The sequence below is a fragment of the Anaerobiospirillum succiniciproducens DSM 6400 genome (genome assembly GCF_000482845.1).
Taxonomy (GTDB): domain Bacteria; phylum Pseudomonadota; class Gammaproteobacteria; order Enterobacterales; family Succinivibrionaceae; genus Anaerobiospirillum; species Anaerobiospirillum succiniciproducens.
Genome location: NZ_AXWV01000088.1, coordinates 1 through 14,157, shown reverse-complemented (window position 1 = coordinate 14,157; position 14,157 = coordinate 1). Strand labels below are relative to the sequence as shown.

Here is a 14,157-nt window from a genome sequence, read left to right as displayed (position 1 = left end):
AATACGAGTCAACCTAGTGATGGTTTAGCTGCAATATACATCTTTGTATAATGCTTTTTAATTTCGTTTATGATAAAACTAACAGTATCAAATCAAGGTAACCGTAATGCCTCTGATGGTATTGCTCTGGCTCAAACAGCTGAATCTAGCATGGATGAAATGGCCTCCATGCTGCAAAAAATCCGTACCTTAGCAGTACAAGCAAGCAACGGCACCAATACCGCTGAGGATCGAGCTGCGTTATCAAAAGAGGCCGCCTCTCTAGCTAATGAGATCAGTCGTATTGCTAAACAGACTAGCTATGGCGGTAAGACTATTCTCAATGGCGTTCAAGGCGATAAGTCATTAGTAGCTCAAGGTAATGGCACTGCAGGCGATGCACAAAACATCACTTTGCAAGTAGGAGCGAATGCAGGAGACACTATCAGCTTTAAGCTAGAGAACATGCAATTCTCTGTTGTTGGCGTAAGAGCTGATAAGGACTTTGCTAAAAATTACGTTGGCAACGATAAAGTATTGACCATTGATAAGGACGGCAATATTACCTTCCAATTTTCTAAAGCCGATCCATCAGATGTCATCAGTATTATGGACAGTATGATTAATGAGGTAGATTCACAGCGTGCTAGCCTTGGTGCAACGGCAAACCGCCTTGAGTCATCTGTTCGTAATCAATCCAATGTATCAGCTAACATGGCCGATGCTCGTAGCCGCATTCGTGATGCAGATTTTGCTGAAGAGGCTGCCAACCTCACTCGCCAAAACATCATCTTACAAGCAGCTATGACCATGCTCATGCAGGCCAATCAGCGCCCTCAGCTTGGCTTACAATTACTCATGCGCTAATTTACTCATAAATAATGGGCCAGGCCCCAGCAACTAAATAATGCCTCAAAACAGCAACTAAATAAGGGATCAACTCCAACAACATTGGAGGCCTCTTAGTTAAGAGATAGCCTTAAGGTGGCATAGCTTTTTGCAAAAGAAAAAGGACTCAATCCTTTAGTGGAGAGAGTCCTTTTTCTTTTTTATCACATCAGTGGAAAATCGCTGATGCTATAACTTAGTAGTAAACCGATGGCATGGCGGAGCGGTTGAGTGCCTCATCAAGGCCTAATTCTTTTTTGGCAACGGAGTAGGCCTTAAATAACTCATCCTTACTGATCATGCCACAGGCACCAAACATCAAATATGAGGCACCATCAAAGTAAGTAACTAAACCGGCACAAGGTGCGTTATCTACATAGTTAAAGCTAAAGCCACGACGAGAAATCTGCGCGGTAAGACCCCAGCCAGAGTAAGAGTCCATAACATTTTGTGCATAGGACTTAGTAGTGCTTAGATGAGCTGCTGCTGGCATGACACGAATAAATGCCTTAGCACTGCCATCATTCTTAACTACAGTGACTAAACGATCTTTCTTAGTGTGATGGATACTAAAACTAGGCAGTAACTTACCTAAAGCAGCACTTGAGCTATTGCCGATAGTTACGGTTGATGGAGATGGTGCAGCATGGGACACACTAGTAAAAGCAAATGATATCGCTACGATGGCAACGGCGCTTTTAATGTAGCTTAAGACCTTTAATCTTGATGTACCTGCTTTTACCTTGTTCATAGAAAACTCCATAAAAATCGTGAGCATAAGTATATAGGCTTTTTACGCACCTGAAAACATTAGGCCCTTTATCCTGTGCCTCACACAGTGCAGATGTCATGCCCACTCATATGCCTGAACCTGTTTTATGTAGTCAACTGCTACGCTCAGCTACTGAGCCTGAGAGGTGCGCAACAAAAGCCTTGTGCTGTCTATGATAAAATCTTTTAATTCGACACTAAGCATTGCATCTTTCTAGAGCTCTGTGCTGATCTAAACACAAGGATATTCTCACTACCCATAACAGTTAAATGTTAATGTACATTACTTATGGGGCTTTGGATGTAGCTAGATGCTTGCGTCACTTAATAGCACGACCACTTTCTTTATGTAGAGGTCGCAACTAACAGCCCAATACCTAGGACTAGTTATGCTTCACTTTTTACCCGCACCAATCCTCTTTGTAATCAACTTCGTCTGGTTATCAATTGGTACAACACTGATATCCATTCCAGTGCTGCTAATGGCATTTATTAAGCTCATTTTGCCAATTCGTCCAGTACTCAAAGTGGTGGATGTGGTTAATCAGCTCGCGTTCAAGTGCTTTTGCCTGAACAATGCTTTCTTAATTCGTCTTACCAACAAAGCTGATTGGGATATACAAGGCTTTGAGAATATTAAGATCAACGGCTCATGCATCATTATCTCTAATCATGTAACTTGGGCTGACATCGTGCTGTTATGCCACTTATACCGTGGTCGTATCCCAATTACCAAGTTCTTCTTAAAGCAATCCTTAATCTGGATTCCTGTGATTGGCCAGGTTTGCTACGCCGTTGGTATGCCTTTTTTACGCCGTTATAGCCGTGCCAAGATCTTAAAGAATCCAAAGCTTAAGAACAAAGATGTCAATGCTACCCGTAAAGCCTGCAAGAGCTTAGTTAATTACCCATCAAGCTTAGTTAACTTTGTAGAGGGTACTCGCTTTACTGAGGCTAAGGCAGTTGCACAAAAGACCCCTTACCAAAACCTGATGCCACCAAAGGCTACCTCTCTTGCTGTTGCCTTAGGCATCATCGGCAATAACATCGACTGCATCTTAAACACCACCTTGGTTTACCCTGACAACAAACCAGGTACCAATATCTTCATGTCGCTGTTATGTGGTCGTCTGCACAAGTTTGCAGCTCGTGTTGAAGTTATTAGCAAAGAAGAAATTCAAGAGCATCTTATTGGCGACTACCTCAACGATAAGCAATTTAAGCGCAACTTTAACACTAAGCTCCGCGCTATTTGGCAAGTGAAGGATGAGAGCATCGCTGCCATTAAGGGCATTGATTATGTGCCTCGTGATATCGTCGCAGCAACTGGCCAAGAAAGTGCCGCAACAGGACCTGATAGCGCTGCAACAGGCCAAGACAGTGCCGCAGCAGGACCAGATAGCGCTGCAACAGGCCAAGAAAGTGCCTCAGTAAGCCTAGAAGGCGCTGCTCCAAGCTCAGAGTCCTCACAGACAAACGTAGATACACAATCTACAGATGTAATGCGCTAAGCAGCGTCTTTGATAGCGCACCGAGCGCTACAAGCTCACAGCAAGAGGCAAATACTATCGACAAGTGCAGCTATAATCAGGAGACCAAGGTCTCATTGGCTATGGTTTAGCTTGAGTCTGTGCTTGCATATAAAAAGGTCGCATAATGCGACCTTTTTTGTATCTTGGAGTGCAGCTTAATTTAGCTAAAACTACTTAGCCACGGCACTCTTGGCATCTTTTACGCCATCTTTTTCAAGCAGATAGCCAATGAGATTGAATAAATCCTTTTCGTCTTGAACAGACTCCATGGTAACTAAATACTTACCATTGATGAGGATCTCAGGCACTGCATCGATATTGATGTCTTTAGCCCACTTATCAAACTTGGCAACAGCACCCATTACTGGGAATGAAATGTACTCTTTTTCGTACTTAGTCTTTGCAATGCCTACAGTTGCCATAAAGTCAGCCATTTCAGCGTGACTCATAGGAATCTTGCCGTCAGTATGCATGCTCTTGAAGAGCTCTTTAACAAAGACATCTTCCATGCCTAAGTTTTTAGCCACTACTAAGGCTCTTTGAGACTCTGGGCCCATTGGACCACCGAGCATAGCTACAGGATTACGAACAAACTCTGCATTTGGATAAGCCTTTTCGAGGTTGTCAAAGGTCTCTTGCAGTGAGAAACAGTGGCCGCACCAGAAAGAAAAGAACTCTCTGATTTCTTTAACCTCTGTAAGCTTCTCAGCACGAACTTGATAGTTAACACCCTCTTTGTACTTAGCGTCAGCGGCTACAGCTGTATTTAAGATAGAAATAGCAGTTACTGCTGCAAAACCGATGGCTAATAACTTCTTAAACATAAGATCTCCGAAATATCGTACAGAGCACGACACAAAACTTATAGCGCCATACTACTATGCAAAGCTTAGCGACGTATTAGTACAAATCATTTTAACCATCAGTACAGGCAAACTAATATTGCCCCTGTCGCCTAGGTGAGTAACCCAAACTACACAGCTCAACTTAGGCCGTCGCTAGTTCGTTAAAAGCTGATTGTAGCATGCACTTAACTCATGTGAGCAACTGACAATAATTGAAAGTTTGCAAGTAACAATTCTAGAGACCCACCATAGATATTTGAAGTTATCAAAGTATTCATGCGGCTATTGTCGTTGCTTTTGAGCTCGTGACAGAAACCATCTAGAGAATAGCTCGTGACAGAGACCATGTATAGAATGGCTGGTGCAACTAGGTGATAGCAAAGAGAGCAAAGCTCTAACTAAAATGTGCAAATAACTGATGCATACAAGACTTGCTGTGGATGGTGAAGTTGCGTCCTTTGAATGTATGCTTTGAGCGTGTTGGTGTAGTGGCATACCATCAAAAGACGTGAGCGGTATGCCAAAGAAGTGGTAAGCGTGGATATTGCGCTTAGTTAGTATTTGAGGAGTGATCCCAAATTGAGACCTTGTCGCGCAGACGACGTACGCTACGACGTTGACGGCGCATGCCTGCTGAAAGAATGAAGCTTAATGCTCTTACTAAAGTATTAGAGTGGGCTGCTAAACGACATAAGACGAAAATGCGCTTCACCTTAGCTCGAGTAAGGCGGTAGTCACATTGAGGATTCATTGGATCACGTGAAACCTGGCGCAGCAGCAAGAGGGCCATGCATACATTAGTCAGACAGAACATACGGCTGCCGGAGCTGTCTTTTACTGGCAAAGCACAGATGAAGTTAATGGCGTCATCTAAATGGCCTTGAGTTAACGCCACGTACTCTAAGACATCTTGTTCATCTTTAACTGGCAAGAATAAGGCACCACGCTGAGCATCTTTAGCACGATCACGCAGAATATTAATGAGCTGCAGCCCCTCGCCAAAAGACACCGCCAGCTCCATAAGCTCATTCTTATTAACATCACGATTGTACAGAGCAAACAGCTCAGCGAGCATTTCACCAATCACGCCTGCAACGAAGTAGCAGTAATTATCTACATCATCGAGGTTACAAATGCCCTTCTCATCCTCGTCTAAAGTCTTTCTTAAATTGCTAGCCATACCATGTGCAAGGATAGCAACCGCGTGACACACTATCTCTTTGATATCGTCATCATAGGTTTCAAGCAGATTAACTGCTTTATCCATATCATGCAGTAAAGCTACATACTCTGCATTAGAGCCATCAGAGCACAGTTCTAAAGCTTTCTCTTTGAGTCTAAAGAGCACATCTTTATCGGCAAAGTCGTCGCCAGCAAGGAAAGAGATATCAGATAGCCAAGTGATCTTATCTACTGTATTGGCCTTGGCATCATCCTCAACTGTATCGACAATGCGGCACAGCAAGTACGCAAGGCTTACGCAGTCCTTTAATGGACCACTCATCAGCGGAATAGTAATGGCAAAAGAGCGAGAGACCTTATTGAGGTGGTCATACAGAGACTCTGTAGACATTGGCTCTTCGCTAAAAGAGACCTGAGTAGCGTTGTTAATAACTACTTCAGATGGGTTTAAAGGCTTACAAGGAGGAGGTTTCGTGTCCATACAGCAATTTAACCGTTCGCCGCTCTAAGCTTATGTAGCATTGTTTTAAATCATGCACGCATTAAGTTTTTAACACTGAGTCATGCTCTGCATGATGAAAATAGACAATGTATCTTATGTCTACAGCCCCCGTCATTAGCAGTGGCTTAAGCTTAATCGTGTACGAAACTAAGCAATAGCGCTGTAGGCAACATCTATATGATGTAGATGAGGCTGCAGCTAAGATGCATTCTTGGCGTCTACAAGAAGCTTAATCTCAACAGTTTGTACAGCGGCAAAAGCTCAACTTACAAGATCACCGCCATTAAGAGAGTTTCTTTAGAAGATGATCAACACAGCTATGCATGAAATAGCTTAGTGCGCAAATTTCAGACATAGGTATCAATCATTATATGACCATTTCATGCCATCGTGCAATTATGTGAAAAGTGCTATGAATAAATGTGATTTATACCATGCAAACGGCCTAAATAAGCAATCTAGCTTTACAGTTGGCGACTAGGATCCTAGTTGTCAATTAGGTAGTATTTACACGCGTACTTTTTATACTATTACTACTAACTTGTATACAAGCAATAAGCTATATTCCATATGAGGTCAAGCTTGTATACAAGTTTGCTCTTTGCATTTCTTGCTGGTCAATGAGATCATTTGGGGCATTTTTGTGTAACGCTCACCAGGCCATCCTAGCAAGTTGATAATATTCACGTTATTTGATTTGGATCTCATTTATTTGCACTTAAATAAAAACCCCGATTTAAACGGGATTTTCAAATTGACTTACTTCACACTTTGGCGTGCCTAATACAAACACAGTGAGAAAAAGGCCTTAAAGCTTTTTCAATTGATAAATACTTTCAACTAAAGATCATTTGCTTTCTATTAGTATTGAGCGCGAGTCAGTTGCTCCCTGTTTTTACGGAGATTGTCACCTATGTGGATTCAAAACTACGATCCAGCCGGCAACATCTGGTTGTCCGCTCTGGTCGCAGCATTACCTATCATTTGCTTCTTGCTCTGTCTGGTTGTCTTTAAGCTTAAGGGCTATCAGGCTGGTTTTATCACCGTTGTATTAGCTGCTGCTGTAGCCTTCTTCTTCTATGGCATGCCAGTACAGTTAATCGGTGCATCCTTTGTACAAGGTTACACCAATGGTATGTGGCCAATCGCTTGGATTATTATCGCAGCTATCTTCTTATACAAGCTGTCTGTTAAGTCCGGCTCTTTCGAAGTTATCAAGCAGTCTGTTATTAGCATTACCCCTGATCACCGTATTCAGGTTCTGCTCATCGGCTTCTGCTTTGGTTCCTTCCTCGAGGGTGCTATCGGTTTCGGCGGTCCTGTTGCTATTACTGCTGCTCTGTTAGTAGGCCTCGGCCTTAAGCCAATGTACGCAGCTGGTCTGTGCCTCATTGCTAACACCGCTCCTGTAGCTTTCGGTGCTGTTGGTATTCCAATCACCGCTATGACCGACCTCGTTGGTGTTGATGCAAACTCTGTTTCTGCAATGACCGGTCGTTTACTCGTACCTCTTTCATTCACCGTTCCATTCTTCATCGTATTCTTAATGGACGGCATCAAGGGTGTTCGTGAGACCTTCCCTGCAGTACTTGTAACTTCTACCTCTTTCGTAGTTACTCAGTACTTCACCTCTAACCACATTGGTCCTCAGTTACCTGATATTACTTCTGCTGTTGTTGCTTTAGTATGTACCACTCTCTTCTTAAGAGCATGGCAGCCAAAGAACATCTTCCGTTTAGACGGTGAGACCAACTTCACTAGTGAGAGCTCTTTAGACTTCAAGACAGTATTCCGTGCTTGGACTCCATTCTTACTCCTGATCGTTCTCATCATCATCTGGACCAACCCACTGTTCTTAAGCCTCTTTGGTAAGGGTTCTGCTCTTGAGTTCACTCAGGTAACCGTACAGTTCAACGCTACTGTTGGTTCTATTAAGTCACCTGACGTATTAGACTCAACCATTCTGCACGATGTTAAGGTTGCTCAGGTTGTGAACCTCATCGCTTTCCAGGCTGGTACCGCTATCTTTATCGCAGCTCTGCTCACCATCGCATTCCTGCGCATTAAGACTGACGACGCCATGGAGTGCTTCTGGGACACCTTAAAGGAGATGGCAATCCCAATCATCACCATCGGTCTGGTTGTAGCATTCGCCTTCATCGCTAAGAACTCCGGTATGTCTACCACCTTAGGTCTTGCATTTGCAAGCACTGGTAGCGCCTTTGCATTCTTCTCCCCAATCATCGGTTGGATTGGTGTATTCCTCACTGGTTCTGACACTTCTTCTAACCTGCTCTTCGGTATTCTCCAGCAGGCTTCTGCTAAGACCTTAGGTATTGGTGAGGCTCTGTTCTTAGCCGCTAACTCCTTAGGTGGTGTAGTAGGTAAGATGATTTCTCCACAGTCCATCGCCATTGCTTGCGCAGCTGTAGGCTTAGTTGGCAAGGAGTCTGAACTGTTTAAGTTCACCTTAAAGTACTCTGTAGCCTTCATCCTCCTCGTAGCAACCTGGGTTCTGTGTGTTGCATTCTTCCTCCCATGGATGATTCCAGAGTCTGTACCACTTGCTCACTAATTAGAGTTTAGTGATCAAAAGTTGCCCCTACTATGAAGCTAGGGGCAGCTTAAGATTAAGCAAACCTGGCAACTTACTAGCTATCTTGTTAAGTTGCCAGTTTGCATTACAAGCCTTAAAAAGACTTGTTATCTCACCTCAAAAGATTTCTTGCACATTGCTAGCTGCTAAAACAGCAACGAACTCAATTGGCTAAAAGCTAATACCCATTGCAACTAGCATCTGTGCACATACCACTATGTGTATTTGTAACTTTTATCCCGCACTTACTCTAGAGGCTTGGATAAGTTAGGTTTTTCCTTTCTTTTGTTTTCAACCCTTTATGCAAGTACTTGCGGGTTTTTGCTTTTATGCGTACACATGGTGCGTTTTGCAGGATAGGATCTGTCAGCTCCATCCTTTGTACTATAATTAGTTATATCTATTGCCAAGGTCTTAATCAGGGCACAGAGGAGATTTTTGTTGTGCACAGTTACGACCTTAAGCAAAATGAATACTTTGAATCGCTCAAACGTCAGGATGGTATTTACGTATGGAGCATAATGTTAATTTCTTTGCTACCTGTATGGGTTCTACTGCACTGCAAGACAGTGTAATTAGCTCAATTAAGCTCATGCAGATGTATGGCGCAAAGATCACTTTTAAGAAGAAGCAGACCTGTTGTGGACAGCCTGCTTTCAATTCAGGCTATTTCAAAGAAGCAAAAGAAGTTGCTTTTTACAACATGGCCTTATTTGCAGATAACGACTACCCAATCGTGATTCCTGCTGGCTCTTGCGCCGGCATGATGAGCCACGACTACCGTCTTCTCTTCCGTGAGGACTCACAGGATGTACGTGATAGCGTAGAGCGTTTTGCAAGCCGTATTTATGATCAGTCCGAGTACTTAACTGAAGTTTTAAATGCTCAGCTTGAGGATAAGGGCGAGCCTATCAAGGTTACTTTCCACGTCTCTTGCCACTCCTTACGTATTCAAGAGTGCATTCCAGTTCAAAAAGCTCTCATTCGTCAGCTCAAGAATGTCACCTTAGTAGATGTTCCATATGAAGAAGAGTGCTGCGGTTTTGGCGGTACTTTCTCTATTAAAGAGCCTGAGATTTCAAACGCCATGGTCTCTGAGAAGATCAAGCACATCCGTGAAACTGGCTGCTCTATTGTTTTAGCTGGTGATAACGGCTGTATCCTCAACATCAGCGGCGCTTTAGCAAAGCAGGGCATCACTGATATCAAAGTCATGAACATCTATGACTTTATCTACAAGCGTGTGACTGGGGAGAAGTTGTAATGGAACTGGCTAACATCCCTCACAAGACTATCGTTCACGATAAGCTCAATGACTCTCAGATGCGAGAGAACCTGACTAAGGCCATGCACACCCTGCAGGGCAACCGTCTTCACCTCATTGAGAACAAATATGAAGATTGGCAAGGCTTACGTGACAGAGCACGTCAGGTAAAGAATAATGCCTTAATGTCTCTTGCCGATCGTATCGAAGAGTTCGAGAAGAACGCCACTAAGAATGGCATTCAAGTGCACTTTGCCTCCTCTGACAAAGATGCCTGTGAGATCATCTATCAAATTATGAAGCAAAATAATGTTGATAAGATTCTCAAAGGTAAGTCTATGGCATCTGAGGAAATTGGCCTCAATGCATACTTAAAAGAGAAAGGCCTCAAAGCAGTTGAGTCTGACTTAGGTGAGCTCATTTTACAGCTTAACGACGAGCCTCCTGTGCACATCGTGGTTCCAGCTATTCACCGCAACCGCTATGAAGTAGGCCAGATCTTCCACGATAAGTTAGGTGCACCAGTTGAGTCAGATATTGAAAAGCTCAACTCTATTGCACGTAGCCACTTACGTAATCAGTTCCAGACTCTTAAGATGGGTCTGTCTGGTGTTAACTTTGCTATCTCTAAAGAAGGCGCTATTTGGCTGATTGAGAACGAAGGTAACGGTCGTATGTGTACTACCGCTCCTGACATTCATGTTGCCATTTGCGGTATTGAGAAGATCGTTGAGACCTTTGATGATGCAGCTACCTTAGTGCACCTGTTAACTCCATCTGCAACTGGTCAGTTCATCCCAACTTACAACAACATCATCTCTGGTCCTCGTAAGGAAACTGACAAGGACGGTCCTCGTCAGATGCACATTGTGATCTTCGATCACAACCGCACCTCAATGCTCAAGCACAAGCATTTCTATGAGGCGCTGCGCTGCATTCGTTGCGGTGCTTGCATGAACTTCTGCCCTGTTTATGACAAGATCGGTGGCCACTCTTACCGTACCACTTATCCAGGCCCAATTGGTGAGGTTATCTCTCCAAACTTATTCGGTCTTGATAAGACAGGTGACGTGCTCACTTTCTGTTCACAGTGTAGCCGTTGTTCTGAGGTTTGCCCTGAGCGCATTCCTCTTGCTGACCTCATCCGTGAGTTACGCTCTTACAAGGTCGGTCAAGGCGAGGGCAGCATCACCGGTTCTGAGAATGTTAAGGCTAGCTCCTCTGAGCAATTGGTCTTTAGCATGTTTGCCAAGATGGCTACTAGCGGCAACCTGTGGAGATCTTCATTCTCCAAGGCTCACATCATGAACTCTCTGGTTACAACTTTCGGTCCTATGCTACCTGTTGCAAAAGAGTGGGCTGCATTTAAGAAACTGCCTGATGTAACTGGCAATTTCTACAAGAAGGTTCAGGCTATCGAGGGTGTAAAGTATGAATGATGTAATTGCTAGCATCTCTTCGCGCAGCCGTGAAGAGATCTTAAAGAAAGTACGTGCTGGTTACCAAGATCCAGCTTTTTGCCGCAAGGAAACTGAAGATCCTGTTGTTCACATCGTGATGAAAGAAGATCTGATCGAGAACATCAAGGAGAACATGACCAACAACAAGTTTGTGGTACATGATGTCAATGAAGCTGATCTGTACAAGACCATCAATGAGATCACTGCCTCCCGCAATGCTAAGAGCATGGTCTATCCAAAGGACTTAGGTTTAGATTTAGAGAAGATCACCGCCACATCACAGCTGTGCTTTGATCGTCAGATCGAGGATATCCGTGAACAGGTCTTCCACACTGACTTCTCTATTATTAATGCCTTTGCTGGCGTAGCCTCTCATGGTGTTGCATGTGTTCCCTCTACTGAGAATCAGCCACGTATGCTCTCCTTAGTGACACCACTGTGCATTATTCTCTTGAAAAAAGAGCGCGTAGTTAAGTCACTTTCAGAGGCTCTCAAGAAGGTTAAGAGTGAGTTCGATGTCCTGCCAACTAACATTCTGTTCATTGCAGGTCCATCACGTACTTCAGATGTTGAACTTGTTACCGTATTCGGTGTGCACGGCTCAACCTCAGTACACTTAATCCTCTACTAATCCTTTACTTAAAGCTAAGCAGTTACACAAGATATGGATAAGAGCTTTGCCACGTACAAAGTACAGATACTAAATCCATATTGTTTGTGTTTATAAGCTATTGCTTAGCTTATGTATGTGAAATTGCAAGATTACGTACGTATATAGGGTAACTCTCCTATATAGACCATCCGTAATTTGCAAGGCCACCTCTAGGTTTTGCAACTGACCTAAAGCCCGGCTCACGCCGGGCTTTTTTGATCTGAGCATCTAGCAGCTTTTTGCTTTTCCCCTAACAAGAAAAATCACATATAATGCAACTGAAAAAAATGAGCCTGCTTTGAATATATGAAGGGACTGTTTGACAAGATGTGTAAGGCATTGTCATCAGATAGTTCCAAGATGGCAACACTACAGAGCTTTGTAGTTGACCATAATATTTAGCGCACTTTGTTGATGCTCGAAGTAGATTCGGAGGAAAAATGTCTGAAGAAAAGCAAAATAACAACACTACCGACTCTAATGCCGTCCATCCACCAATTGGTAATCTCCTCCTCAGAACCATGACACTGCCTAAGGATACCAATCCTGCAGGTGACATCTTTGGTGGTTGGATCATGTCTCAGCTTGATATTGCTGGTGCGATTTTAGCTCGTGAGATTGCCCATGGCCGTGTCGTTACTGTTGCTGTTGACGCCATGAGCTTCATCCGTCCTGTAGAGGTAGGTGATGTTGTCTGCTGTTATGGTCGCTGCATCAAGGTTGGCCGCACCTCATTAAAGATCAACTTAGAGCTGTGGGTAAAGAAGATTTATGAGTCAGAGGCAGCTCAGCGTAACCTTGTTACCAAGGCTAGCTTTACTTATGTAGCTGTAGATGATGAAGGTCGTCCACGCCCTCTGCCACCACAGGCCCATGTTATTGCTCAAAAGGGCATTGATGCTGGCACTGTGGGTTTATGTGAAGACGGTTCAATCCGCTCTGCAAACTAAAACAACCTCAAAGGACAGCACAAATAAACTCTCTTTACTGTCCTTAATGAAATTAAAAAAGCCGTATCCTCTTTTTGGCAGGGGATACGGCTTTTTTATTTTTTAATCCAGGCTCAATAGGACAAAGTGTCCTTAATGCACTTGGTATATTAATCATGGCACTATCGAGTTTGGAAAACTAGCATTCTTTAGCCAGCAGTGCGGCGTAGTTCGCCGATGTGAGCAAAGATAGTGTCAACAATGAGCTGATACTGCTCAACAGGCAGATTACGATAGCCTTGACGCATTTGCATAATAAGGCCCTGCAGTGATGCCTGTAAGTAAGTTGCTGCAAGCTCAATGTCAGTATCTGGAGGCAGCTGACGATGAACTACTGCGTTGCGAATAGCCTCTTCGATAAGGGCAGCACGAGTCTTTAACAGTTCTTCTAAACGCTCACGAGCTTCAACTTGTGAGTTGTTATGAATAATGCCCTCGAAAATAGACATGATGCTAGAGTTAAAGAAGACACGTGAGTCCTCAGAAAAGTGCATCATACTCCACTGTCTTAAAATGCCCAGAGGATCGCGCTGCTGTTCGTTTGCTGCTGCTCTTAAAGTAGAAACTAACTTGAGCTTCTGAGCCTCATCCTCTAATAAAGCGCTAAGCAGCTCAGTCTTATTCTCAAAGTGCCAGTAAATAGCACCACGAGTTACATCAGCATCGCGAGCAATGTCAGACAAGGAGGTTTTAGCAAAACCGTTAGCGGAAAAAACCTTTGCTGCAGCATCAAGAATGCTTCTTTTTGTCTGAAGAGCCTCAGCATGAGTACGTTTGGACATGTTTACCTCTAAAGTGCCACTGACAGTGATTTGAATGCGATGAAATTATAACATACATTCATGTATGTATGTATCTTGAGAAAATGTTATAATTGGATCACGGTCAAACCAGGCGTTCTACACAAATTTTGCTCATTTGATAGGCAAATTTGTACAAGTCTACAGATAAATTTGTCCTACTTTTAAGAAACAGTTTCTCTGATCGAACTTATAGAGCCTGGATAAAAATGCACTCTGCCTTAAGTCAGGGTAAAAGCATCATGCAGCTTAGATGCCCCTAAAATAGATTACAAACTGTCTATTTATCAGGGTTTCATCTAGGAGACATGGTGCTTTTGTGCTTTTTGAGCAGGCTAATGCATCCAATAGTATCGCATATGACTGTTAAATATAGAAAAACTGAACTTAAGCAAGTTCACCTAGAGTAGGCAAAACCTCTCAACGTTGTGCGTTTTGTAAGTCAAATTTGTACAAGTTAACTAATCTCAAACATAGCATTAGAGCTTGCTTGAGGAGCAAAAGAGCCTTATACGCTGATGGAAATAGCTATCTTTTTAACAAATAGGCGTAATTCTCCACCTATAACTTCAAGAGTTTAGGTGGCGATGTAAGCCTACATGTTTCTAAGATTAATATCATTAGAAAAGTATTCAAAAATGCTTCTGTAAAGAAGCTATTTGATAGCGGCTGCGTGTTTCAGCCGATATGGGTAACT

General features: G+C 43.3%; 11 protein-coding genes. 7 read left to right on the top strand and 4 right to left on the bottom strand.

Annotated elements, in window-relative coordinates; all coding sequences use genetic code 11:
- The first annotated feature begins 69 nt into the window (after positions 1–69).
- On the top strand, positions 70–846 hold the full coding sequence (locus H524_RS15435) for a flagellin (protein WP_052339056.1): 777 nt from the start codon (positions 70–72) through the stop codon (positions 844–846).
- Positions 847–1,063: 217 nt separating this feature from the next.
- On the opposite strand, the gene H524_RS0110605 is transcribed toward H524_RS15435, so the two are convergent.
- Positions 1,064–1,618 carry a hypothetical protein gene (locus tag H524_RS0110605; protein ID WP_027940206.1) on the bottom strand — a complete coding sequence of 185 codons (555 nt, stop codon included), beginning with the start codon at positions 1,616–1,618 and terminating at the stop codon, positions 1,064–1,066.
- 409 nt (positions 1,619–2,027) lie between these two features.
- Between H524_RS0110605 and H524_RS15430 the strand changes: the two genes are divergently transcribed.
- Complete coding sequence (locus tag H524_RS15430) at positions 2,028–3,149, top strand: 1-acylglycerol-3-phosphate O-acyltransferase, YihG family (protein ID WP_084281756.1); 1,122 nt, start codon at positions 2,028–2,030, stop codon at positions 3,147–3,149.
- A gap of 191 nt (positions 3,150–3,340) precedes the next feature.
- Here the strand turns inward: H524_RS15430 and H524_RS0110595 are convergent, their stop codons facing one another.
- The gene (locus H524_RS0110595) at positions 3,341–3,994 is read right to left on the bottom strand and encodes a thiol:disulfide interchange protein DsbA/DsbL (protein ID WP_027940205.1); all 654 of its coding nucleotides are present in this window, start codon (positions 3,992–3,994) and stop codon (positions 3,341–3,343) included.
- 571 nt (positions 3,995–4,565) lie between these two features.
- A complete protein-coding gene (locus H524_RS0110590) occupies positions 4,566–5,678 on the bottom strand; it encodes a squalene/phytoene synthase family protein (RefSeq protein ID WP_027940204.1) in 1,113 nt (370 codons plus the stop codon).
- Positions 5,679–6,612: 934 nt separating this feature from the next.
- On the opposite strand from H524_RS0110590, the gene H524_RS0110580 reads away from it, so the two are divergent.
- From H524_RS0110580 to yciA, 5 genes are all read left to right on the top strand, one after another.
- Positions 6,613–8,274 carry a lactate permease LctP family transporter gene (locus H524_RS0110580; protein ID WP_027940203.1) on the top strand — a complete coding sequence of 554 codons (1,662 nt, stop codon included), beginning with the start codon at positions 6,613–6,615 and terminating at the stop codon, positions 8,272–8,274.
- Between the two features lie 532 nt (positions 8,275–8,806).
- Positions 8,807–9,559 carry a (Fe-S)-binding protein gene (locus H524_RS0110575; protein WP_027940202.1) on the top strand — a complete coding sequence of 251 codons (753 nt, stop codon included), beginning with the start codon at positions 8,807–8,809 and terminating at the stop codon, positions 9,557–9,559.
- On the top strand, positions 9,559–10,998 hold the full coding sequence (locus tag H524_RS0110570) for a LutB/LldF family L-lactate oxidation iron-sulfur protein (protein WP_027940201.1): 1,440 nt from the start codon (positions 9,559–9,561) through the stop codon (positions 10,996–10,998). The genes H524_RS0110575 and H524_RS0110570 overlap by 1 nt, the downstream gene beginning before the upstream one ends.
- Positions 10,991–11,650, top strand: coding sequence for a LutC/YkgG family protein (locus H524_RS0110565; protein WP_027940200.1), 660 nt, complete (start codon positions 10,991–10,993; stop codon positions 11,648–11,650). Before H524_RS0110570 ends, H524_RS0110565 begins: the two co-directional genes overlap by 8 nt.
- Before the next feature lie 461 nt (positions 11,651–12,111).
- A complete protein-coding gene (yciA, locus tag H524_RS0110560; protein WP_044122047.1) occupies positions 12,112–12,621 on the top strand; it encodes an acyl-CoA thioester hydrolase YciA in 510 nt (169 codons plus the stop codon).
- A gap of 188 nt (positions 12,622–12,809) precedes the next feature.
- Here yciA and H524_RS15425 read toward each other — a convergent pair whose 3' ends face one another.
- Positions 12,810–13,442: a TetR family transcriptional regulator gene (locus H524_RS15425; protein WP_052339054.1), complete on the bottom strand. Its 633-nt coding sequence runs from the start codon at positions 13,440–13,442 to the stop codon at positions 12,810–12,812.
- Positions 13,443–14,157: the final 715 nt, after the last annotated feature.